The following is a 21,964-nucleotide window of genomic DNA, read 5'->3' as shown; positions in this document are numbered from 1 at the left end:
AGGATGAACAAAACTCCCACTGATTAAAGTTTCACTTTATCTCTGTTAAAGGAAAGAATAGAAGTAGAGTTCATTATAAAAACAATGTATAGTGAATATGTATACCATGTTTGCCTTAAAGATAGAAAGGGTACAATGTGGAATAACGATCGTGCATAGGATGTGTCTTCCGAATGGAACAACATATTGGCGAGTTAATCGCGCATTATGGCTATTTTGGAATTGTTATAGCTTTGGCTGGTGGGATTGTCGGATTACCGATACCAGACGAGTTTTTATTGACCTTTGTTGGTTATAATGTTTCAAAAGGAGTTATGTCAGGAACTGCTGCTTTTTTAAGTGGGATGGCTGGTGCGATGTTAGGGATCACGTTAAGCTACATATTAGGTTTAAAACTTGGGCTCCCTGTTTTAAAGAAATATGGGCCGAAAATTAGAATTAAAGAACATCACATTGAAAAAACACATATTTTATTTGAAAAATATGGGCCATTTCTTTTAATGATTGGTTATTTTATACCGGGAGTACGTCATTTAACAGCATATTTTGCTGGGGTATCAAATTTGACACTTTGGCGTTTTTGTTTATACGCTTACGGTGGTGCGCTCATTTGGATAAGTGTTTTTATTGGGCTTGGCTGGAAGTTAGGCGAGAAGTGGCGCTTCGTTGAGTATAGTTTACATCATTATGGAATATGGATTTTATTAATTTCAGCAGTTGTTACATGTGTTGTATGGTTGTACATAAAGAAAAAGAAAAACCGCTAATAGCGGTTTTTTAGCTGAAAGCAATAAATAATACACCAGCTGTAATAAAGACTACACCAACACCGGTCATAAAGTTTAACTTTTCACCGAGGATAATCATAGCGAGAATGATAGAAAATACGACGCTTAATTTATCGACAGGAGCTACTTGTGAAACCTTTCCTGTTTTGAGGGCAAGAAAATAAAATAGCCATGACGAAGCACCTGCAACCCCACTTAATGTGATAAATAGCAGTGCTTTTTTATTTAGCAGTACGTCGCCGATATTTTGAAATTTACCTTGTATGATAATAACGCCTATCATAAATAATGCCATAATAATAGATCGAATTGTTGTTGCAACGTTTGCATCGATGCCGTCTAAACCAAACTTTCCAAAAATCGATACAAGGGCAGCAGCAATTGCTGATAATAGGGCAAATAAGAGCCACGAACTCATAGTAAAATTCCTCCAATCTTACAGTATTATACATGAAAATGATTCTCATGTATAAGGTTGAAGCAATTGAGGTTTATAGGAAGCACGACTTCAACTTAACTTCTTGCTCCACCTGAATTTTAAGGTGGGAGTTTTACTGTCTGTAAATAGTGGGCTAAATAACGAAATAACCCCCACCTTATATTTTTAATAAGGTGGGGGTTATTATACTACTCTGCAATTTCCTCATATAAAAAGTACGTTACATTATAAATATGTTCTACTTCATCGTCTGTCATAAACAGTAATTCGTCACGCTCAATCCCTTTTTTCTTTTCAATAAACTCAATCATGTTTTTGCGTTCTTCTCTCTTCATCAATTTTATTTCTCCTCTCAATCTGTTTTAATACAGTTTATTTAAGTTACTGCTATTATATAACAGAATCTTTAGAAAGTTCCACCTATTTTATTGTTTTTTTCAAAAGAACTTTTCGACAAAACAAGCCCACCTAAGGGGGCTTGTTTTATTTTATAGTCGTAAAAACTCAGGCTCCGTCGTACCGGCACCATCGATGTAATAAATTGTGTCGGGATTGATTTTGATCAGTACGTAATTAGGGTCTTCAGGGCCGAGTAACCAACGTTTTAAGCTATTATTCCAAAACTTGTTTTTTAATGTCGAGTCTTCCTCGATTGAAGCCAATCCTTCAACTTCAATATAATCTTCATCTAATTTTTTCCCTTCTCGTCCGAGTAGTACATGGACATTAGGATTTTGTTCAATATCTGTTATCTTTTTTGATTGTCGATCTGTTGCAACATACAGTACAAAATCTTCATGGAAAAACATCATAAAGGCGCTATGAGGTTTCTCATTTCGTACTGTAGATAATACACCAGTACGTTGACCTTGAATAATAGTTGCGATTTTTTCTTTTAAGTGCATAATTTTAACCCCTTTTCACAATTTATAATTCTGTCTGTTTAAACAAGATAATTTAAATATCTTTCATACTGTTTTCTTCAATCCGATTTTTTAAACGTAATTGTGATGAAATCGGACAAGTTAGGAGAATAATAATAATAATATTGAGGAGAAATACATACGATGGAAGGATGAAAAAGCATGTTTAATAAAATATTTCTTGTAGTAGCGCTTATAGGTGTACCACTGTCTGTGCTTGGAAAAACACTTCATTGGCCAGAAACAATTATGTTTGCTGTGTATTGTATTACGATTATCGCATTAGCTGGTTTTATGGGGAGAGCAACAGAGAGTTTAGCAATTGTTTCTGGTCCTAGAATAGGCGGGTTATTAAATGCTACTTTCGGTAATGCTGTTGAACTTATCATTTCAATTTTTGCACTTCAAGCAGGGTTAATTGAAGTGGTGTTAGCTTCTTTAACGGGTTCTGTACTTGGAAATTTATTATTAGTAGGAGGGTTATCTTTCTTTGTTGGAGGTCTTAAATACAAAAGACAAAGTTTTAATGTATATGATGCAAGGCATAATTCAGCTTTATTAATATTTGCTGTTGTTGTGGCCTTTGTTATTCCAGAGATCTTTTCAATGAAAATGGACGCTGGAAAGACGTATCAATTAAGTATAGGTGTTTCTATTATTATGATTATCATGTACCTTGCTGCATTACTATTTAAGTTAGTTACGCACCGTGGTGTATATCAACATAAAAGTGACGAAGTAGCGCATGAAGAAGAGCCAGAGTGGTCGAAAGGGAAGGCGCTCCTTATTTTAGCGATAGCAACACTGGCAGTAGCTTATGTGTCAGAGGCACTCGTGCATACTTTTGAAACTGTTGCAAAGTCATTTGGCTGGTCAGAGTTATTTATAGGGGTTATTATCGTTGCAATTGTTGGGAATGCAGCGGAACATGCGTCTGCAATTATTATGGCTTATAAAAATAAAGTAAATATTGCAGTCGAAATTGCAATAGGCTCTACATTACAAATCGCTATGTTTGTTGCTCCTGTATTAGTATTGCTATCTATGTTCTTCGCACAAAGGATGCCTTTAGTATTTACCATACCAGAACTTGTGTCTATGATTACAGCCGTTTTCTTAACGATTGCGATTTCCAATGATGGAGATACAAACTGGTTTGAAGGTGGCACTTTACTAGCGGCGTATGTCATTATGGGAATTGGTTTTTATTTATTATGAAAAATAGGCATAACAATTGCGCTCAGAGAAAACAATAAACGAAGTAGTATATATACCTACATAGGAAGGAGCCAGACAGGTGAAACGAGTATACAGCATATGTCTTTCAACTATGGTCTCGTTTATTTTATTATTTCCTAACATGAGTTTTGCAAAGACAACAGTAGGAACAAAAATGCCTTCATCTGTTTTAAATATTTCAAAAGACAATACATTTCCAAATGATGCGCAAGATTTGCCACGTTTACAACCAAGTAAATTTGCTCAAGAGCTATTGAAAACGGCTAATATTAAAATTGAAAATCCAGACTTAATTCGGATGTTTAATGAAACGACAATTTCAAATGCGCCGCTTGCAGTAGGGTATCGGGCAAAAATTTATTTAGGTCAATGGGCTTTACGTTATGAATCAGTAGACACATCGATTAATTGGGAATATAAACAAGTGAATCGAAATGTGTATGATAATCGCGGAGGAGACCGTTTATATCCACTTCGCTATAAGCAAGAAACACAAAAGACGGTTGAAGGCGATTTAACAGCAGATATGAAAGATGCTGCAGATGTGAAAAAAATGATGCTTCTCAAAGCACTTGAAAAAGTACAATTACCCCTTTCGTTTAAAACGACCATTGGTTATGGTACTGGACATGAGCGTGTGTATAATATTAGTCCGAGTCAACTCGGATATTTATACGCTTATACACCAGCAGTAAATGAAAAAGGAAAAGTAACATTTGGAGAAGTGTATCTTGTATTAAAGGGAAATCAAAAAAGACTTGTTGTGAAAAATATTACTTCTCAAGGAATTGGAGCTGCTATTCCAATTCATGATCATTTGTATTTTAAATTCATTTCTTCTTCCCACTCGCAATAACATGAAAAAACGTCAGCTTATGAGCTGACGTTTTTTTATAATGTAATGTTTGCTGTTTTTGATAAGAAATCTTCTGTCGGATAGTAGCTGTTTTTTACAAGAACATTTGGTCCAAGACATTTTACTGCAGGACAGTGACAGCTTAATGATTTTGCTGTTTTTGAAGCGCTCCATTTTTCATACGCTTCTTGTAATGTGTTTGTTTGTATGTTTCCTAGAAGTGGAACATCACCAAAATCAGTAACGATAATATTGCCATCAAAAATATTTACATTTAAGCGTGAACGACCATCTGGATCGTTACGAACAGTTACATTTTTGCTCTCTTGTAACTTTTTAAATGTGGCAATGTCTCGCTCGTCATCGCTACAAGCATAGAAAGGTAAAGTTCCAAATAGCATCCATACATTTTCATCGCGAATTTCTAGTAAATGTTCAATCGCATCACGAATTTCAGCTTTTGTTAAAATTTCTAGATTACTCGCGAAGTCACTTGGATACATTGGATGAACTTCATGACGTTTACAGCCCATCTCTTCGACGATTTGGCGGTGAATATGTTCAATATGTGGTAGAGTTCTTTTGTTTAGCATTGTTTCGGCCGATACAAGTACACCTGCATCTGATAAAGCCTTACTATTTGTAATCATTCTTTCGAATAATTTTGCACGTTGTTCGTAAGTAGGCTTACGCTCCATCATTGCAAATCCGCCTTCAACGAAGTCATCAATTGTTCCCCAGTTATGAGAGATATGCAATACGTCTAAATAAGGAATAATCTGTTCATAACGTGCTAAATCTATAGTTAAGTTAGAGTTGATTTGAGTGCGAACGCCTCGTTCATGGGCATATTTTAAGAGTGGTGTTACATAGTTGTCGACGGATTTTTTGGAAAGCATAGGTTCTCCGCCAGTAATACTTAAAGAACGTAAATGAGGAATCTCATCTAATCGTTTTAATAAAAGATCCATCGGAAGCGGATTTGGGTCTTTCGGCTGTAACGTGTAACCAACAGCGCAATGCTCACAGCGCATATTGCATAACGTCGTCGTTGTAAATTCAACATTTGTTAATAGTAGTTTGCCGTACTCTTCAAGGTCCATATACGCTTCCCATGGATCGTAAGAAGGAGTAATCGGCTTCATTTTTTGTGATATCGTCATATGAAATACTCCTTTGACTATTGAAATAACAATTTGTCCATTCTCTATAATAGAAGAATATGTGCTTTTTATAAAGTGAAACTTTTTAGCATGAAAAGAGAGAGGGCTTACATTATAGTGGATGACTGTGACAAAATTGATGAAATTTCATGCCCATAGCAATCGTTTTTGCGGTATAATAAAAGCAACTCGAATTAAAAGGAGAGTGCCTTCATGGGAAAAGCAATTCAAGATAAAGATACACAATTAGTATATTTAAAAGAACGTTTAAATATGTTCATTGAAGTAATTGATACAATTGAACCTGAAGAAGTAGAATTAGAAGATGTAGATCGTCTTCTTGCAATGTTAGATGAATTAGAATTAAAATGTGAGCAATTTAAAAAAGACGAATAATATATTAAAAAGGCTACCAATTCCAATTTGGTAGCCTTTTTCTGTTCGGGTAATAGAAGGACGATAGAAAAAGAGGTATAATCAAGTTGTGAAAAATTTCATTTATGCTCTAATAGCGTGAAACAAATAAATAGCTAAAGAGCATAACAATTGAATTTTCAGCTCATAACGTTTTGGTAGCGTTCACAATTGAGGGGGAAGTAACAATGGAAAAGCTTCAAGAAAGCATGTATCAACTAATTGTTGAAACGTCAACGAACTTACCGAAAGATGTTCGTCGTGCGATTCAACAAGCGAAAGAGCGAGAAAATGCAGGGACTCGTTCTGCGATGGCACTTGGCACAATTACAAATAATATTAAAATGGCTGATGATAACATCTCGCCGATTTGCCAAGATACAGGGATGCCAACGTTTAAAATTTATACACCAGTTGGTGTGAATCAATTAAAGTTGAAGGAAGCTATCTATAATGCGCTTGAGCGGGCGACAAAAGATGGTAAACTTCGTCCCAATTCTGTTGATTCTCTTTTTGGAGATAATAGTGGAAATAATTTAGGACCAGGTACACCGGTGATTAAGTTTGAACAATGGGAAAAAGATTATATTGATGCACGTTTAATCCTAAAAGGTGGTGGCTGTGAGAATAAAAATATTCAATATAGCTTACCGTGTGAACTAGAAGGACTTGGACGAGCTGGCCGTGATTTAGAAGGGATTCGTAAATGCCTTCTTCATGCAGTATATCAAGCACAAGGGCAAGGATGTAGCGCTGGTGTAATTGGTGTTGGTATCGGGGGAGACCGCACATCAGGTTATGAATTAGCAAAAAATCAATTATTCCGTACATTAGATGATGTCAATCCAGTACCAGAGTTACAACATCTTGAAGAGTACGTATTAGAAAATGCGAATAAGCTTGGCATTGGTACGATGGGATTTGGCGGAGAAACAACTTTACTTGGTTGTAAAATTGGCGTCTATAATCGTTTGCCAGCTAGTTTCTATGTATCTGTTGCGTATAATTGCTGGGCATATCGTCGCCTTGGTGTGAAAATCCATCCTGAAACAGGAGACATTATGGATTGGTTATATCAAGAAGGGGAAGATACACTTCAGCATGAAGTACAAGAAAAAACAGAGCAACGTGAGATTGTATTACAAGCACCAATTACAGAAGAGCAAATTCGTGAACTTCGCGTTGGTGATGTTGTAACAATTAATGGCATGATGTATACAGGTCGTGACGCAATCCATAAGCATTTAATGGATAATGATTGTCCAGTAGATTTAAACGGACAAATTATTTACCACTGTGGTCCAGTTGTTGTGAAAGATGAAAATGACAATTGGCAAATTAAAGCGGCAGGTCCAACGACAAGTATTCGTGAAGAACCGTACCAAGGCGATATTATGAAGAAATTCGGTATTCGCGCTGTCATTGGAAAAGGCGGTATGGGTGCGAAAACATTAACGGCTTTAGAAGAACACGGCGGTGTATATTTAAACGCAATCGGTGGTGCAGCGCAATATTATGCTGAATGTATTAAAGAAGTGAAAGATGTTGATTTCTTACAATTTGGTATTCCAGAAGCAATGTGGCATTTACGTATCGACGGGTTTAAAGCAGTTGTAACGATGGACTCTCATGGTAATAGCTTACATGCAGATGTTGATAAAACATCACTTGAAAAATTAGCTAGCTTTAAAGAGCCAGTATTTAAGTAAATAAAAAATGCATCTCGAATGATTCGAGATGCATTTTTTTGGTATATATAGAAAAACATGTTCAGCATGAAAGAATGCGTAGCAACAGAAACTACAAGTACGATTATATATGGAAAGGAGACTATTTATGAAATATAAATGGTTATATATCGGTCTCATTTTTTCAATTATGATGGCACTTGTTCCAGTTTCAGCACTGGCTTATACAAATACTCCACATAACTGGGGAATCCCGCGTCCTAAAAATGAAACAGTACCAGATGCAGGAAAGTTATATACAGATTTACTACAAAAAAATGGCGGGTTTTATTTAGGAGATACGAAGAAAAAAGATATTTATTTAACATTTGATAATGGATATGAGAATGGATACACCGGGAAAATATTAGATGTATTAAAAGAGAAAAAAGTACCAGCAACTTTCTTTGTAACGGGGCATTACATTAAAACACAAAAAGATTTATTGTTAAGAATGAAGGATGAAGGACACATTATTGGAAACCATTCTTGGAGTCATCCTGATTTTACAGCGGTAAATGATGAGAAACTTCGTGAAGAATTAACGAGTGTAACGGAAGAAATTAAAAAAGTAACTGGGCAAAAAGAAGTGAAATATGTACGTCCTCCGCGCGGTGTATTTAGTGAAAGAACGTTAGCTCTTACGAAAGAAATGGGCTATTATAATGTATTTTGGTCACTTGCATTTTTGGATTGGAAAGTGGATCAGCAAAGAGGATGGCAATATGCGCATAATAATGTTATGACGATGATTCATCCAGGATCTATTTTATTACTTCATGCAATATCAAAAGATAATGCAGAAGCACTTGCGAAAATCATTGATGATTTGCGCGAGAAAGGGTATCATTTTAAAAGTCTAGATGACTTAGTAAAAAGCAATCAACCGTAAGCATGTATGCTTACGGTTTTCTCATGCTATAATGATGTGTAAAAAGGATGGGGAAACGTATGTGGAGCGAACATGTTACGTTAGAGTATCCGTATCATTTTGAAGAAGTATTAAAACGTTTATCTTTTGATCCTCTTAACGTCATTCAATTAGATGAGAAAGTTATTTATATCCCGCTTTGTATAGACGAGGAACAGGTTGTTGTTCGCTTACAAGGGATTGGTACTGTTCAAAATCCACAGTTTTGGATTTCTAGTCAGACAGGAGATCCAGAGAAAGTCATGAAACGAATGAGGGCCATTTTTCATTGGAATGAACCGTTTCAAGATATACAAAATCATTTTTTAAACACATCATTACGTCCACTATTTGAAACATATGCTTATACTCCAATTATTTTAGAATTTGATTATTTTGCTTGTCTTCTTCGCTGTATCATTCACCAACAAATAAATTTGAAATTTGCTACTGTGTTAACAGAACAATTTGTGAAACGGTATGGAACAGAGAAGAACGGTGTATTCTTTTTCCCCACTCCGGAAATAGTAGCAAATATTTCAATAGAAGAATTGAGAGAGCAGAAGTTTAGTCAGCGAAAGGCTGAATATATAGTAGGATTAGGTCGAAGTATTGTCAGTGGTACATTAAATTTAGCGAGTATAGAAAATGGGACGGAAGAAGAAGTTTCAGCACAATTGTTGCCAATTAGGGGAATTGGTGCATGGACAGTGCAAAACTTTTTAATGTTTGGGCTTGGACGGAAAAATATGTTCCCGAAAGCGGACATTGGGATTCAGCGTGCAGTGCAAGGTATATTTCAATTAGATGATAAACCTGATGATGCATTTTTAGAAAAAGTGAAACAAGAGTGTGAACCATACTGCAGTTATGCAGCGTTATATTTATGGAAAAGTATAGAGTAGAGGTGTAATAATGATACAAAAGCAACATGAGAGTAAGTTGGAAGTTGGTCAAACGTTTCCTGTGACAATTAAACGTCTTGGGATTAACGGAGAAGGCGTTGGTTATTTTAAGAGACAAGTTGTTTTCATTCCAGGGGCATTACCAGGAGAAGAAGTTGTTGCAGAAACAACGAAAATTCAGCGTGGCTTCGCTGAAGCGAAAGTGAAAAAAGTTCGTAAAGCTTCACCGCATCGTGTGAAAGCACCGTGTCCAGTATATGAGGAGTGCGGCGGTTGCCAATTGCAACATTTAGACTATAAAGAACAACTAAATCAAAAGCGTGATATCGTTGTACAAGCATTCCAGAAGTATATGAACAACGGTTTGGAAGAGAAAATTCGTCCGACGCTTGGCATGGAAAATCCATGGCATTATCGTAATAAGAGTCAACTACAAGTGGGGCGTAAAGACGAAAAGGTTATTACAGGGCTGTATAAACAAAACTCACATCAGTTAATTGATATTGCTCATTGTATGATTCAACATAAAGCAACGAATGAAGCGACAAAAGTTGTAAGACGTATATTAGAAAAGTTAAATGTTTCTATTTATAATGAGAAAAAGCAAAAAGGTTTAGTACGTACAATTGTGACACGTACTGCAGTGCAAACAGGGGAAGTACAAGTTACACTTATTACAACAAAAGAAGAATTGCCAAATAAAGAGCAATTTATCGCAGAAGTACAAAAACAGATGCCAGCTGTTAAATCAATTATGCAAAATGTAAACTGGCGTAAAACATCTGTTATTTTCGGTGATAAAACATTTAAATTGGCTGGAAAAGAAGTAATTCAAGAAACACTTGGTGATTTATCATTTGAATTATCAGCACGTGCATTCTTCCAGTTGAATCCAGAACAAACGGTTGTTTTATACAATGAAGCGAAAAAAGCCGCTGCTTTAACAGGCAATGAGAAAATTGTAGATGCGTATTGTGGCGTTGGTACAATCGGACTTTGGCTTGCAAATGATGCAGCGGAAGTACGTGGTATGGATGTAATTCCAGAAGCGATTGCAGATGCAAGAAAAAATGCGAAGCGTCACGGATTTACAAATACGAAATATGAAGCAGGTAAAGCTGAACAATGGTTACCGAAATGGGTAAAAGAAGGATGGCGTCCAGATGTAATTGTTGTCGATCCACCACGTACAGGTTGCGATGATAAATTACTGGAAACAATTTTAAAAGTGAAGCCGAAACAAGTTGTGTATGTGTCTTGTAATCCTTCATCATTAGCACGTGATGTACAAGTATTAATGAAGAGCTATGAAGTGGAGTATGTGCAACCAGTTGATATGTTCCCGCATACAGCTCACGTAGAAAATGTAGTGAAGCTTGTTAGAAAGTAAAGTTTATTAATATTCCCTCATGGTATGAGGGAATATTTTCTATGAAGGAGAATGAAATGTACAATTATAAATTAACGATTCAGTACGATGGTGCACGTTTTAAAGGATGGCAACGTCTCGGTAATAACGATAATACGATTCAAGGAAAAATCGAAAGTGTCATCTCTGAAATGGTCGGAAAAGAAATTGAAATTATCGGTTGTAGTAGAACAGACGCTGGTGTACATGCTTTGAATCAAGTTGCTAACTTTCAAAGTGATGAGAAGTTAGTGGAACATAAAGTGAAAAAATATTTAAATCAATATTTACCTAATGATATTAGCATTACGAATGTGGAAGAAGTACATGATCGCTTCCATGCTCGTTACAATTCTAAAGCAAAAACATATCTGTATAAAATTTGGAATGAAGAGCATACAAATCCATTTATGCGTAAATATAGTATGCATGTGAATAAAAAATTAAATGTGAAAAGCATGAAAGCAGCTGCAAAACATTTAGTTGGTTCACATGATTTTACTGCTTTTTCAAATGCGAAATCAAAGAAAAAATCTATGGTTCGAGAAGTATATACACTTGATGTGATGGAAGAGGCAGGGTTTGTACAAATTAGAGTAAGTGGTAACGGCTTCCTTCATAATATGGTAAGAAAAATTGTCGGGGCATTAATTGAAGTTGGATTAGGACAATTAGACGCTGAAGCAATTCCAAACATTTTAGAGGAAAAGCAGCGCAATCAAATTAATTGTCTTGCTGAGGCAAGTGGGTTGTATTTAGAGAATGTTGAGTTTTAATGGCAAATAAAAAAATCGGGCTAAGTAGCTCGATTTTTTTAGTATTACGAAGATTTTTCGTTTTTTATACGTAGCTTCAAATTCCAAAAAGCAGCAAGCATAATAGCTGCAAAGGAGCCAAAAATTGTTCCTAATAGCTTTGCATAAGGAGAGCTGCTTACATCGGCATTAATGAATAACATCATACAGAGCATGGCAGGGAAAAAGTATAAGTATTGTAATAACTTTAATTTTTTATCATTACTCATATATATAGCCCCTTTCTAGCATGTTATATGTTGATTGTAACATATTTTACCAAGTTGTTTTTACACATGGAGACATGTTTATTTTATATGTGTAAACGCAGTTTTTTAATTCGATATTGTAAGTTTTGCCTACTTAATCCTAAAAATTTTGCAGCTTGTGAGATGTTTCCATGATTCTCTTTAAGAATTTGGTTAATGTAGTTCTTTTCCATTTTTTCTATTGTGTGTTTTAAAGTTTTAGGTGTATCAGTATTGTGATTAGTTAGTGCATGTTGCATATTGAATTCTGTTTTTATTCGTTCGCGAAAGCGAGTAGGCAGCTGAAACGCTGTAATGATGGTTTCAGCTTCTATCAAGTTCATGGAACCTTCAATTATATGTTCCAACTCCCGTACGTTTCCAGGCCAATCGTATGCATAGAAAAATTCTCTTACATTTACATCTACATCGGTTACATTGAGCCCGAATTGAGTATTATATTTTTCAATAAAGTGCTGAACAAGAGCTGAAATATCTTCTTTTCTTTCACGTAAAGGCGGAAGACATAAAGTAACGACGCTTAATCGGTAATATAAGTCTTCTCTTAATCGATTATGTGCGATGGCTTCAAAGGGATCTTCATTGATAGTTGCTATAATACGAACATCAATTTCTTTTTCGTGTGTACCTCCGATTCTTCGTATTGTTTTCTCTTGTATAGCCCGCAGCAACTTAGCTTGAAGTATTGGGCTTAATGAATTGATTTCATCTAATAATAAAGTTCCTCCGTTTGCTTCTTCGAATAAGCCTGATTTATCTATTGCTCCTGTAAAGGCACCTCGATTTGTTCCAAATAGTAGGCTTTCCATTAATGTATCAGGTATAGCGGCACAGTTTTGTGAAATAAAGGGTTTGCCTGAACGCTGACTTTCATTATGGATGCTTTGTGCAAATAGTTCTTTACCAGTGCCTGTTTCTCCTACTAGAAGTATGGAGGAAGATGTACGAATTACTCTTTTTCCTTCTGTAATGATTGATTGAATGGCTTCAGAATCACCAATTATGTGATCAAAGGTAAATTTAGTGCTTTGTTTTCGAGAAGGGCTCATTTTTATTGTTTGCTTTAAGTTACTAATTTCTTTTGATACTTCAATAGCGCCTTTGATTTTTCCATTTTCTGTTATAGGGAAAGTATCGTTAATCGTTGTAATTTCTTGTCCTTTATTATTAAAATACGTTTGTTTTATATTTTTCTTTGTTTTTCCAAATTTTAATGCCTCTATAAGAGTACTATTTTTATTTTCTTCAAATGCAAACACCTCTAAAGGGCTTTTATATAGCACATCTAAGCGATCCATTGATTCAATTTCCATCATTTTGCGGTTATAGACAATAGTTTTACTTTCCTCATTAATAATATGAATCCCGATATCGAGTTCATTGAGTAAAGTTTCATATAGCATATTCATTTCAATAATTTGTTTAAAATTAATTTCTTCTGTATGCATGTAACATCTTCTCCTCATTTTACCCTATGAAGACTGACTTTTTATAATTTTATTAAAATTCTCATAAAATCGCAAAAATTTTTTGCTATTTTTCTCTTAAAACTTTTCAAATGATAGAAAAATTTTGCGGTTATAAACATTTTTTTTTGAGAAACCTTCATTTTAAATAGGAATTGGAGATTGGTACGCATTTTGCATAAATAATAGTTGAAATCTCTAAAGGAGGGATATGCAACGTTTCAGTACCAATTAAAAAGAAGGAGGAGTTTATAAAGTGAAGACGGTTATAGAAGGCGTGTATAGTCCTTGTTACGGGAAAGTTGAGAAGTTATTTGTTACGGAAAGTTCTTACGTATACGAATGGGAGAAATTAGCATTAATTGAAACGATAGATAAACAGAAAGTAGAAATTAAGATAGGGATCAGTGGTTATATTGAATCATTAGAAGTAGTAGAAGGACAAGATATTGCTGATCAAAAGTTATTAATAACAGTAAGGGATGACCTTTTAGTAACAGGCAGTGATTAATGCAAGTGACGTGTATTTTTGCTCTTTTAAATCATTATTTTTAAGGTGAGGAATTTTAAAAACGCTTACATTAAATGGGTTGGCAAAGTGAAAAGGGGGGATTTATATGATGGATCAAAACCAAGGATTAAAAAGAGAATTGAAAAGTAGGCACATATTTATGATTGCACTCGGTGGAGTTATTGGTACAGGACTTTTTTTAGGGTCAGGTTATACGATTCATGAGGCTGGACCTGGAGGAGCAATTGTAGCGTATCTTGTCGGTGGATTTGTAATGTATTTAACGATGCTCTGTCTTGGAGAATTAGCTGTTGCGATGCCTGACGCAGGGTCTTATCAAACGTATGCGACAAAGCATATTTCCCCTGCAGCAGGTTATGTAGTGGGATGGATGTCATGGTTAAACTGGTCTGCTACGATAGGTATTGAATTAATTGCAGTTAGTATTTTGATGAAACGTTGGTTTCCTGATGTACCGTCATGGATTTGGTGTGTAGTGTTCGCGGTACTGCTCTTTGCTATTAATGCGTTATCTTCAAGAAGTTTTGCGGAAGTGGAATTTTGGTTTGCAAGTATTAAAGTAATTACAATTATTGCATTTATTATTTTAGGCGGGGCGGCAATGTTTGGTTTTCTAGATATGAAAGGAAATGAACCAGCACCGATGTTCTCTAGCTTTACTGATTACGGGGGACTGTTTCCGAATGGATTATCAGCCATTTTAATTACGATGATTGCAGTTAATTTTTCTTTCCAAGGAACAGAACTAGTTGGTATTGCAGCAGGTGAGAGTGAAAATCCAGAGAAAACGATCCCGAAGGCAATTAACAATACAGTTTGGCGTATACTTGTTTTCTTTGTACTATCTATTTTTATTCTTGCTGGACTATTCCCTTGGCAGCAAGCAGGAGTAATTGAAAGTCCATTTGTAGTTGTATTTGATAAAATTGGTATTCCTTATGCAGCAGATATTATAAATTTCGTTATTATTACAGCAGTTCTATCCGTTGCGAATTCAGGATTATATGCAACTTCTCGTATGCTATGGTCTATGTCTAATCAAGGAATGATTAGTCCGATTTTTGGTAAGTTATCTAAAAACGGTGTTCCTATTTATGCATTGATTGTAAGCACAATTGTAGGTTGTCTCTCATTATTATCAGGTATTTATGCGGAAGATACAGTTTATTTATGGCTGCTTTCTATCGCTGGATTCGGAGCGATACTAGTTTGGGCATCTATTGCTCTATCTAACTTATTAGCTAGAAGGACATATGTTAAGCAGGGCGGGGATGTGAAGGACTTGAAATTTAAAACACCATTGTATCCATTTGTACCACTTCTTGCGTTAGTATTAAATTTAACAGTAATCGTTGGAATGGCCTTTATTCCAGAACAAAGAATGGCATTATATTGTGGTATTCCATTTATGATTGTTTGTTTACTGTTTTATCGTGCTACAAGAAATAAGGGAAGTAATGTAGAGCATATTGAAAAGACAAATACAACGGAAGTAGAGAGTTTATAATAGTGATTAATTAGGAGACTGTAAAATTGTAAACAGTCTCTTTTTTTGTGAAAATAAAGCTGGAAACATACTATGTATGCAAAGGGGAATTAGCGATGAATCCAGAAGTTTCGCAGTTGTTAAAACAAATAGATTCAAGGAAAGAGGAATTGTTAGAACTTACAAAAACATTAATTCGTTTTGAAACACCAGCACCGCCAGCGAGAAATACAAATGAAGCGCAAGAATTTGTTGCAGAGTTTTTAAGAAAACGAAATTTTAGTATTGATAAATGGGATGTATATCCGAATGACCCAAACGTTGTCGGGGTTAAAAAAGGAATAAAAAGTGATTCATATAAAAGTCTTATCATTAATGGTCATATGGATGTAGCTGAAGTGTCAGCAGATGAGGCGTGGGAAACAAATCCGTTTGAGCCATTTATAAAAGATGGTTGGTTAGTTGGACGTGGCGTAGCTGATATGAAAGGGGGAATAGCTGGAGCGCTATTTGCTATTCAGCTATTACAAGAAGCTGGTATTGAATTACCTGGAGATTTAATCTTTCAATCCGTAATTGGAGAAGAAGTTGGAGAAGCTGGCACACTTCAATGCTGTAGGCGAGGTTACGATGCTGATTTTGCAGTCGTAGTGGATACGAGTAATTTACATATGCAAGGACAGGGCGGCGTAATTACTGGCTGGATTACTGTGAAAAGCCCTCAAACGTTTCATGATGCAACGCGTAGGCAAATAATCCATGCTGGAGGACGTTTATTTGGAGCGAGTGCAATTGAAAAAATGATGAAAATTGTGCAAAGTTTACAAGAATTAGAGCGTCATTGGGCAGTTATGAAAACATATGAAGGCTATCCGTCTGGAACAACAACAATTAATCCAGCTGTTATTGAGGGAGGAAGGCATGCGGCGTTTATTGCGGATGAGTGCCGATTATGGATAACAGTGCACTTCTATCCGAATGAAACACATGAACAAATAATAAAAGAAATTGAAGAGTATATTGGAAAGGTGGCAGCTGCCGATCCATGGTTAAGTGAAAATCCGCCACAATTTAAGTGGGGCGGAGAATCAATGATCGTAGATCGTGGTGAAATTTTCCCTTCATTAGAAGTCGATAGGGAACATGCAGCTGTAAAAAAACTTAGCTCAGTACACGAGTCTATTTTATCAAAAAATGCAATTTTAGATATGTCTGCAACGGTAACTGATGGCGGTTGGTTTAGTGAGTTTCACATTCCAGCCATTATATATGGACCAGGTACATTAGAAGAAGCACATTCTGTAAATGAGAAAGTTGAAGTTGAACAGTTAATTGAATTTACAAAAGTGATAACAGCATTTATATATGAATGGTGCCACACGAAAAAATAGATTTGTATAGTAAAATCGTACGAGTATGTATACTTGTACGATTTTTTAGTGAACTATTTCAGAGGTAAAAATAAACAACTGAAATAGTTCTTTATTTTGCTATGTCTTTCGCTTTATTTCAAGTAATTTCTCTTTTGCTAATTCAACGGCGATCGCATCATCTAAATAGCCAATTGGAAAGAGATAGTCGGGAATAATATCTGTCGATAAAATGAAATACAGTAATGCGCTCCCAAGAACTGCACGTTCTTCTTTTGAAATGGTTTCATTGCAAAATTGTTGATACATATCTGTTAATTGTTCAATAAAAGGACCAGCACTATCAATTTGCTCTAATTTACTTGCGAAACTGTCATGAATACGTTTTTCGCCTTCTGTTGTCTGGGCATAGCGTTCGTAATTTTCGAGTTCTTGTTTTACGCGAGTTGTAGTGTAATCGAAATCGAATAAGTTAGAGGATTGCAGCGTTTGCTGAATGGTATCAAGAGATGTGTACATATCTGTTTTTTCTTTATTTATGTGAGGAGAATCAGGGTACATTTCATCAAATAACAATTGGGGTGGAACTTGAAGACATTCTGCAAATTTTTGTAGATGTTTTTGTTTTGGCGGTTGTTTGCCATTAATAATTCTTGAGACTGTTGCAGGATCAATATTTGTAAGTATTCCTAGTTGGCGCATAGATAAGGCGCGTTCTTTTAAAAGTTTTTTTATTAATTTGCCAAGCCGATCATTCGGGTTTTCATTAGCCATAGTGTAGGCACTCCTTTTTTAGTATTGAAAAAATATTGAGCATTTATTACAAGTATATGAAACAGACAGGCACAGTTGCTCAACATTTTCATAATATGCATTGAAAAGTGAGAAAAAGGGGTGACTATTTATGAGTACAGTAGGCTTATTTTCAATTTTTTTAATCGGGATCGCTTCTAATTTAGATAATGCAGGTGTTGGAATTGCATATGGCATTCGTAAAATTCGTATTTCGTGGTTTAACAATTTTATCATCGCATTCTTTGGATTTTTATTTACTTTACTAGCTGGATTTTTTGGAAACTGGATTGCGTTATTTATTTCAGAGTTTACAGCAAATCTGATTGGAGCAATCGTTTTAGGGGTAATCGGTGTGTTTATTTTGTGCCAGCCTTTCTTGGGTCAAAAAAATACTGCAGGTTCTAAAGATGGTAATGTACTTATGGGCATTTTACGTAATCCGGAAAAAGCAGATTTTGATGGTTCTAAAACAATTAGTTTCTCAGAAGCAATTGTTTTAGGAGTTGCGTTGTCTATTAATAATATTGCAGGTGGATTTGATGCAGGGGTAACAAATTTAAATCTTTGGCTTACAGCGACTATTTCTGGGGTGTTTAGTTTTATTTGTATTAGTGGTTTTGCGTATGTAGGAAAACGATTTTTAGCAGAATACTTAGGGAAATGGGCGACAGTTATCGCAGGACTATTATTAATTCTTATTGGGATCGATCAGTTGTTGTAAGGAGAGTAGAAAACAAGGTTCGAGTATTTCCTTGGAAATACAGCAAGAGATTGCATATATCGACGTACTTTTCTCCATACTAATACGGATTTCTTTTAAGAAAGGGGGATTTGTATGGGACGCGGGAAAGCATTTGATCATAAGAAAAAAGGGCATGATCATCAACCACCTAAAGGTGCGTTCATTCATAAAGATGTAAATGAACATACTTTGGAAGAGGAAGAGCTACCAGTAAATATTGAGGCGTATAAAAATAGTTTAAAAAAACATTAAAAGCACCTACATAGGTGCTTTTTTACCGTATATCTTCAATTAATTGTTCGGATTCTTCATGCATACTGTACTCACTTAATACTTGAATGCAAAGCCACTTTAATTCCTCAATCGTATGCTCAAGTTCTTCAGGAAGCACATGATAAATGTCTTCAAGTCCCATCCCGAAATGAATAAGTTCAAGTACTTGATCATCGATGTTCCGATCCATTAATAATTCAAGTACTTCTAAATTGAATATGTATCGGTGAGCTTCGTCGAGTGAAACAACTTTTAACTTCAAGCTTTCTACAATACTCAATATAAAAAGAAGGATTGTTTTTTCAAGAACAGGTTGTTTTCCCATTTGAAATATTAGTTTCATCTTTCACACCTCCACATATAGCGCTAGGTTGTACTATATTATTCAGGAGGGGGGAACAAATATGCATGATATAGAGAAACTTTCAGCACTGTTTTTGTAAGAGGATTGATAACTGACAAAAGTGAGGTTTTGGCGAAATAAAAAATCCTGCTAGTATAGCAGGATAACTCGCGATTAAAAAATGCTCCAACCTTCTTGAGCAGAAAGAAGTTCAAGAATTTTAAAACCGGCAATACTATTTCCGTTTGCATCTAAAGCTGGTCCGAAAATACCGATTCCCATGTCTCCTTTTACGCAGCCAAAAATACCACCGGCTACACCACTTTTTGCAGGAATACCAACACGAATTGCAAATTCACCAGATTCGTTATACATACCACATGTGACCATAAATGTTTTGCAAATTTTTGTAATATGTTTAGGGATGATTTGTTTCTTTTTATATGGATCATATCCATCCATTGCAAAAATTAAGCCGATACGTGCTAAATCGATGCAGTTTACTTCAACTGCGCATTGACGAGTATATAAATCCATAAGTTCTTCAATATCACAATCGATAATTCCGTTTTGTTTCATATAATAACAAAGTGAACGGTTTAGGTAAGCTGTCTCTAGTTCTGAATCGGCAACTTTAGAGGAATAATTAATAGTAGGATTATCTGTTATTTCACGTACAAAATGAAGAATACGTTCCATTTTTTCCTCGTTATCTTTTCCTGCTAGCATGCTTGTAATAGCTAAAGCCCCTGCATTTATCATTGGATTAAGGGGTTTGGATGGACTTGTCGTTTCTAACTTAATAATAGAATTAAATGGGTCACCCGTTGGTTCCATTCCAACTTTAGAAAATACATATTCTTCACCACGGTCTAAAAGGGCAAGGGCAAGTGTAATTACTTTGGAAATACTTTGAAGAGTAAATAGTGTTTGTGAGTTGCCTGCATGGATATATTCTGTTTCTTTATGGAAAATGGCAATCCCTAAATCGTCTGGATTTGCATTTCCTAGTTCGGGGATATAAGTAGCAAGTTTTCCTTTTTTCGTATATGGTTTTACTTGTTCTAACAACTGTTGTAAGTTGTTTGTTTCAATGCACTGCATAGTACCAACGCTCCTATTTTGAATTAACTAAGTTTACTTTTCCCGATATGCTCGGAAATAAATAATAACATGAAAAAGTGGAATGATAAAACGAAAGTTCAATGTGCTATAATAGGTCTTTCGTTTCGAGTATTCTGTATTTTAAAAAGGAGAATTTTCCTTTTATATAACAGTTTGGAAATAGGAGATTTATCCATAAAAAGTTCAGAAATAAAAACTACACATCTATACAACTATATGTTATTATGGTTATGTAATAGAAAGCGTTTTCTAAAGCGTACTTATAATGATAACGATTTCATAAATTTGATTAGGGGGAATTAAAATGTTGCAGTTTTTACAACGTATTGGTAAAGCTTTAATGCTTCCGATCGCAGTACTACCAGCAGCAGGATTATTGCTTCGTTTAGGGCAACCAGATGTATTTGATATTCCTGTTATGGCACAGGCCGGCGCAGCAGTTTTTGATAACTTAGCACTTATTTTTGCAATTGGTATTGCAATCGGTCTTTCAGTGGATGGTAGTGGTGCAGCAGGTCTTGCAGGTGCAATTGGTTATCTTGTTATGAAAAATAGTATTGATGCGCTTAGCAAAGGGTATTCAACTGCTGAATTACAAGATAAATTGGGTAAAGTCCAAGATTTAATAGGTAATAGCGCAAATGTAGATCCATCTAAGCTTGCGGATACAATGACACAAGTATCTAAGGCTGCTGAATTATCGACTAAAGTAGATATGAAGGTTTTAGGTGGTATTATTGTCGGTGTTATAGCGGGACTTCTTTATAATAAATTCCATAAGATTAAACTTCCAGAATGGTTAGGTTTCTTTGCTGGAAAACGTTTCGTCCCAATTGTTACATCAGTTGTGATGCTGATATTAGGAATTCTATTTGCACAAATTTGGCCAACAATTCAAAATGGTATTGATGCATTAGCTCATGGAATTGTTAATTTAGGTGCAATTGGTTCAGGATTGTTTGGTTTATTAAACCGTTTATTAATCCCAATTGGTTTACACCACGTAATGAACACATACTTCTGGTTTGTATTTGGGGACTTTACAAATGCAGCAGGTAATGTTGTTAATGGTGATATTGCTCGTTTCCTTGCCGGAGATAAAACAGCGGGTATGTTTATGACTGGTTTCTTCCCAGTTATGATGTTCGGTTTACCAGCAGCATGTTTCGCGATGATTGCAGCTGCTAAACCAGAAAAGCGTAAAGCAGTTACTGGTATGTTAGCTGGTCTAGCATTAACTTCATTCTTAACTGGTATTACAGAGCCTATTGAATTCTCATTCATGTTCTTATCACCAGTATTATATGGTATTCATGCTGTACTAACAGGTCTTTCTTTATTTATTACAACATCACTTGGCATTCATGATGGTTTCTCATTTAGTGCCGGTGCAATCGATTACGCTTTAAACTTCGGTATTGCAACAAAACCAGTCTTACTAGCAGGTATCGGTTTAATTTACGCAGCAATTTATTTCATAGTATTCTACTTCTTAATTAAGAAGTTCGATTTAAAAACTCCTGGTCGTGAAGATGATGATGAGTTAGTTGAAGATGGTGATGCACCAGTTGCAGGTTCAATTGGTGAAACTTACGTAGCAGCTTTAGGTGGAAAAGAAAACTTAACTGTTATTGATAACTGTGCAACACGTCTACGCTTACAAGTAAAAGATGCTGGTCAAGTAAACGAAGCAGCGTTAAAACGTGCTGGTGCGAAAGGTGTTATGAAATTAAGTAACACGAGTGTCCAAGTTATCGTAGGTACAAATGTTGAATCTGTTGCCGATGATATGAAAAAACACGTATAACTAATACGATAAGAGGATATCCGAAAAGATTGATGACATCAATTTTTTAGAGGATATCCTCTTTTTTGTTAATAATTTAAAGGGAATCTTACTTTTGTAAATTTTCTTTTTCTTTTTTGTACATATAGGTTGGTAATATGTGCAGTGCGTGATAAAGTAGGGATGATATAGAATGGATTATCCATAATCT

The 21,964-nt window shown here is 35.4% G+C and carries 24 protein-coding genes and 1 pseudogene; 16 read left to right on the top strand and 9 right to left on the bottom strand.

The genetic code is table 11. From position 1 onward, the window contains the following. Positions 1-173 precede the first annotated feature (173 nt). A complete protein-coding gene (locus ACTFRH_RS22625) occupies positions 174-767 on the top strand; it encodes a DedA family protein (protein ID WP_000434878.1) in 594 nt (197 codons plus the stop codon). Between the two features lie 10 nt (positions 768-777). On the opposite strand, the gene ACTFRH_RS22620 is transcribed toward ACTFRH_RS22625, so the two are convergent. The 3 genes from ACTFRH_RS22620 to ACTFRH_RS22610 form a co-directional block, all read right to left on the bottom strand. After that, positions 778-1,206 (bottom strand): EamA family transporter, encoded by a 429-nt coding sequence (locus ACTFRH_RS22620; RefSeq protein ID WP_000100296.1) that lies wholly within the window; start codon positions 1,204-1,206, stop codon positions 778-780. Between the two features lie 209 nt (positions 1,207-1,415). Further along, a complete protein-coding gene (locus ACTFRH_RS22615; RefSeq protein WP_000817786.1) occupies positions 1,416-1,562 on the bottom strand; it encodes a BH0509 family protein in 147 nt (48 codons plus the stop codon). A 153-nt stretch (positions 1,563-1,715) separates the two neighbouring features. Continuing rightward, positions 1,716-2,132 carry a pyridoxamine 5'-phosphate oxidase family protein gene (locus ACTFRH_RS22610; protein WP_000550220.1) on the bottom strand — a complete coding sequence of 139 codons (417 nt, stop codon included), beginning with the start codon at positions 2,130-2,132 and terminating at the stop codon, positions 1,716-1,718. A gap of 180 nt (positions 2,133-2,312) precedes the next feature. On the opposite strand from ACTFRH_RS22610, the gene cax reads away from it, so the two are divergent. Next, entirely contained in the window at positions 2,313-3,368 is a 1,056-nt protein-coding gene (gene cax / locus ACTFRH_RS22605; RefSeq protein WP_000482151.1) for a calcium/proton exchanger, read from the top strand. A gap of 79 nt (positions 3,369-3,447) precedes the next feature. Beyond that, positions 3,448-4,245 (top strand): YfkD famly protein, encoded by a 798-nt coding sequence (locus tag ACTFRH_RS22600; RefSeq protein ID WP_002163835.1) that lies wholly within the window; start codon positions 3,448-3,450, stop codon positions 4,243-4,245. A 35-nt stretch (positions 4,246-4,280) separates the two neighbouring features. Here ACTFRH_RS22600 and yfkAB read toward each other — a convergent pair whose 3' ends face one another. Beyond that, positions 4,281-5,408 (bottom strand): radical SAM/CxCxxxxC motif protein YfkAB, encoded by a 1,128-nt coding sequence (gene yfkAB / locus ACTFRH_RS22595; protein WP_000156023.1) that lies wholly within the window; start codon positions 5,406-5,408, stop codon positions 4,281-4,283. Between the two features lie 213 nt (positions 5,409-5,621). Between yfkAB and ACTFRH_RS22590 the strand changes: the two genes are divergently transcribed. The 6 genes from ACTFRH_RS22590 (at position 5,622) to truA (ending at position 11,548) form a co-directional block, all read left to right on the top strand. After that, positions 5,622-5,804 (top strand): SE1561 family protein, encoded by a 183-nt coding sequence (locus tag ACTFRH_RS22590; protein WP_000513558.1) that lies wholly within the window; start codon positions 5,622-5,624, stop codon positions 5,802-5,804. Positions 5,805-6,010: 206 nt separating this feature from the next. Next, entirely contained in the window at positions 6,011-7,531 is a 1,521-nt protein-coding gene (gene fumA, locus ACTFRH_RS22585) for a class I fumarate hydratase (protein WP_000413524.1), read from the top strand. Between the two features lie 127 nt (positions 7,532-7,658). Next, positions 7,659-8,441 (top strand): delta-lactam-biosynthetic de-N-acetylase, encoded by a 783-nt coding sequence (gene pdaA, locus ACTFRH_RS22580; RefSeq protein WP_000875957.1) that lies wholly within the window; start codon positions 7,659-7,661, stop codon positions 8,439-8,441. A 59-nt stretch (positions 8,442-8,500) separates the two neighbouring features. After that, on the top strand, positions 8,501-9,364 hold the full coding sequence (locus ACTFRH_RS22575) for a DNA-3-methyladenine glycosylase family protein (protein ID WP_000269424.1): 864 nt from the start codon (positions 8,501-8,503) through the stop codon (positions 9,362-9,364). A 10-nt stretch (positions 9,365-9,374) separates the two neighbouring features. Continuing rightward, positions 9,375-10,754 carry a 23S rRNA (uracil(1939)-C(5))-methyltransferase RlmD gene (rlmD, locus tag ACTFRH_RS22570; protein ID WP_000615224.1) on the top strand — a complete coding sequence of 460 codons (1,380 nt, stop codon included), beginning with the start codon at positions 9,375-9,377 and terminating at the stop codon, positions 10,752-10,754. A gap of 56 nt (positions 10,755-10,810) precedes the next feature. Beyond that, positions 10,811-11,548: a tRNA pseudouridine(38-40) synthase TruA gene (gene truA / locus ACTFRH_RS22565; RefSeq protein ID WP_002181877.1), complete on the top strand. Its 738-nt coding sequence runs from the start codon at positions 10,811-10,813 to the stop codon at positions 11,546-11,548. Positions 11,549-11,592: 44 nt separating this feature from the next. Here truA and ACTFRH_RS22560 read toward each other — a convergent pair whose 3' ends face one another. After that, positions 11,593-11,796, bottom strand: a complete 204-nt coding sequence (locus ACTFRH_RS22560) for a hypothetical protein (RefSeq protein WP_000063861.1) — start codon at positions 11,794-11,796, stop codon at positions 11,593-11,595. 83 nt (positions 11,797-11,879) lie between these two features. Continuing rightward, a complete protein-coding gene (locus ACTFRH_RS22555; RefSeq protein ID WP_000556692.1) occupies positions 11,880-13,283 on the bottom strand; it encodes a sigma-54 interaction domain-containing protein in 1,404 nt (467 codons plus the stop codon). A gap of 274 nt (positions 13,284-13,557) precedes the next feature. Here ACTFRH_RS22555 and ACTFRH_RS22550 point away from each other — a divergent pair, with 274 nt between their 5' ends. The 3 genes from ACTFRH_RS22550 to ACTFRH_RS22540 all read left to right on the top strand — a co-directional run bounded on the left by ACTFRH_RS22550 (position 13,558) and on the right by ACTFRH_RS22540 (position 16,710). Further along, positions 13,558-13,812, top strand: coding sequence for a biotin/lipoyl-containing protein (locus ACTFRH_RS22550; RefSeq protein WP_000859490.1), 255 nt, complete (start codon positions 13,558-13,560; stop codon positions 13,810-13,812). 106 nt (positions 13,813-13,918) lie between these two features. Continuing rightward, positions 13,919-15,340, top strand: a complete 1,422-nt coding sequence (locus ACTFRH_RS22545) for an amino acid permease (RefSeq protein ID WP_000969256.1) — start codon at positions 13,919-13,921, stop codon at positions 15,338-15,340. Positions 15,341-15,435: 95 nt separating this feature from the next. After that, complete coding sequence (locus ACTFRH_RS22540; protein WP_001067764.1) at positions 15,436-16,710, top strand: acetylornithine deacetylase; 1,275 nt, start codon at positions 15,436-15,438, stop codon at positions 16,708-16,710. Between the two features lie 99 nt (positions 16,711-16,809). Here ACTFRH_RS22540 and ACTFRH_RS22535 read toward each other — a convergent pair whose 3' ends face one another. Continuing rightward, a complete protein-coding gene (locus ACTFRH_RS22535) occupies positions 16,810-17,463 on the bottom strand; it encodes a DUF1232 domain-containing protein (RefSeq protein WP_001262772.1) in 654 nt (217 codons plus the stop codon). A 130-nt stretch (positions 17,464-17,593) separates the two neighbouring features. Between ACTFRH_RS22535 and ytaF the strand changes: the two genes are divergently transcribed. Further along, positions 17,594-18,205: a sporulation membrane protein YtaF gene (gene ytaF / locus ACTFRH_RS22530; protein ID WP_000108731.1), complete on the top strand. Its 612-nt coding sequence runs from the start codon at positions 17,594-17,596 to the stop codon at positions 18,203-18,205. Between the two features lie 114 nt (positions 18,206-18,319). Beyond that, positions 18,320-18,478 (top strand): hypothetical protein, encoded by a 159-nt coding sequence (locus ACTFRH_RS22525; RefSeq protein WP_000532409.1) that lies wholly within the window; start codon positions 18,320-18,322, stop codon positions 18,476-18,478. 22 nt (positions 18,479-18,500) lie between these two features. Here the strand turns inward: ACTFRH_RS22525 and ACTFRH_RS22520 are convergent, their stop codons facing one another. Together ACTFRH_RS22520 and glsA are read right to left on the bottom strand one after the other, a co-directional pair. Then, the gene (locus tag ACTFRH_RS22520) at positions 18,501-18,842 is read right to left on the bottom strand and encodes a DUF3969 family protein (protein ID WP_000766604.1); all 342 of its coding nucleotides are present in this window, start codon (positions 18,840-18,842) and stop codon (positions 18,501-18,503) included. Positions 18,843-19,016: 174 nt separating this feature from the next. Next, positions 19,017-19,946 (bottom strand): glutaminase A, encoded by a 930-nt coding sequence (glsA, locus tag ACTFRH_RS22515; protein WP_001149850.1) that lies wholly within the window; start codon positions 19,944-19,946, stop codon positions 19,017-19,019. Positions 19,947-20,015: 69 nt separating this feature from the next. On the opposite strand from glsA, the pseudogene ACTFRH_RS22510 reads away from it, so the two are divergent. Continuing rightward, a pseudogene (locus ACTFRH_RS22510) lies at positions 20,016-20,130 on the top strand (transcriptional regulator). A 141-nt stretch (positions 20,131-20,271) separates the two neighbouring features. Next, positions 20,272-21,774: an N-acetylglucosamine-specific PTS transporter subunit IIBC gene (gene nagE / locus ACTFRH_RS22505; protein WP_000938892.1), complete on the top strand. Its 1,503-nt coding sequence runs from the start codon at positions 20,272-20,274 to the stop codon at positions 21,772-21,774. Positions 21,775-21,964 lie beyond the last annotated feature (190 nt).

Source organism: Bacillus cereus group sp. MYBK216-1 (assembly GCF_051916495.1).
GTDB classification, from domain to species: Bacteria; Bacillota; Bacilli; order Bacillales; family Bacillaceae_G; genus Bacillus_A; species Bacillus_A thuringiensis_K.
The sequence above is the reverse complement of the archived record's forward strand: the minus strand, read 5'-3'. Positions and strand labels throughout refer to the sequence as shown.

Bases quoted from the DNA above. Each gene is read 5' to 3' on its own strand.
- ACTFRH_RS22625 (WP_000434878.1), top strand. From the start codon at position 174: ATGGAACAACATATTGGCGAGTTAATCGCGCATTATGGCTATTTTGGA.
- ACTFRH_RS22620 (WP_000100296.1), bottom strand. From the start codon at position 1,206: ATGAGTTCGTGGCTCTTATTTGCCCTATTATCAGCAATTGCTGCTGCC.
- ACTFRH_RS22615 (WP_000817786.1), bottom strand. From the start codon at position 1,562: ATGAAGAGAGAAGAACGCAAAAACATGATTGAGTTTATTGAAAAGAAA.
- ACTFRH_RS22610 (WP_000550220.1), bottom strand. From the start codon at position 2,132: ATGCACTTAAAAGAAAAAATCGCAACTATTATTCAAGGTCAACGTACT.
- cax (WP_000482151.1), top strand. From the start codon at position 2,313: ATGTTTAATAAAATATTTCTTGTAGTAGCGCTTATAGGTGTACCACTG.
- yfkAB (WP_000156023.1), bottom strand. From the start codon at position 5,408: ATGACGATATCACAAAAAATGAAGCCGATTACTCCTTCTTACGATCCA.
- ACTFRH_RS22590 (WP_000513558.1), top strand. From the start codon at position 5,622: ATGGGAAAAGCAATTCAAGATAAAGATACACAATTAGTATATTTAAAA.
- fumA (WP_000413524.1), top strand. From the start codon at position 6,011: ATGGAAAAGCTTCAAGAAAGCATGTATCAACTAATTGTTGAAACGTCA.
- pdaA (WP_000875957.1), top strand. From the start codon at position 7,659: ATGAAATATAAATGGTTATATATCGGTCTCATTTTTTCAATTATGATG.
- ACTFRH_RS22575 (WP_000269424.1), top strand. From the start codon at position 8,501: ATGTGGAGCGAACATGTTACGTTAGAGTATCCGTATCATTTTGAAGAA.
- rlmD (WP_000615224.1), top strand. From the start codon at position 9,375: ATGATACAAAAGCAACATGAGAGTAAGTTGGAAGTTGGTCAAACGTTT.
- truA (WP_002181877.1), top strand. From the start codon at position 10,811: ATGTACAATTATAAATTAACGATTCAGTACGATGGTGCACGTTTTAAA.
- ACTFRH_RS22560 (WP_000063861.1), bottom strand. From the start codon at position 11,796: ATGAGTAATGATAAAAAATTAAAGTTATTACAATACTTATACTTTTTC.
- ACTFRH_RS22555 (WP_000556692.1), bottom strand. From the start codon at position 13,283: ATGCATACAGAAGAAATTAATTTTAAACAAATTATTGAAATGAATATG.
- ACTFRH_RS22545 (WP_000969256.1), top strand. From the start codon at position 13,919: ATGATGGATCAAAACCAAGGATTAAAAAGAGAATTGAAAAGTAGGCAC.
- ACTFRH_RS22540 (WP_001067764.1), top strand. From the start codon at position 15,436: ATGAATCCAGAAGTTTCGCAGTTGTTAAAACAAATAGATTCAAGGAAA.
- ACTFRH_RS22535 (WP_001262772.1), bottom strand. From the start codon at position 17,463: ATGGCTAATGAAAACCCGAATGATCGGCTTGGCAAATTAATAAAAAAA.
- ytaF (WP_000108731.1), top strand. From the start codon at position 17,594: ATGAGTACAGTAGGCTTATTTTCAATTTTTTTAATCGGGATCGCTTCT.
- ACTFRH_RS22525 (WP_000532409.1), top strand. From the start codon at position 18,320: ATGGGACGCGGGAAAGCATTTGATCATAAGAAAAAAGGGCATGATCAT.
- ACTFRH_RS22520 (WP_000766604.1), bottom strand. From the start codon at position 18,842: ATGAAACTAATATTTCAAATGGGAAAACAACCTGTTCTTGAAAAAACA.
- glsA (WP_001149850.1), bottom strand. From the start codon at position 19,946: ATGCAGTGCATTGAAACAAACAACTTACAACAGTTGTTAGAACAAGTA.
- nagE (WP_000938892.1), top strand. From the start codon at position 20,272: ATGTTGCAGTTTTTACAACGTATTGGTAAAGCTTTAATGCTTCCGATC.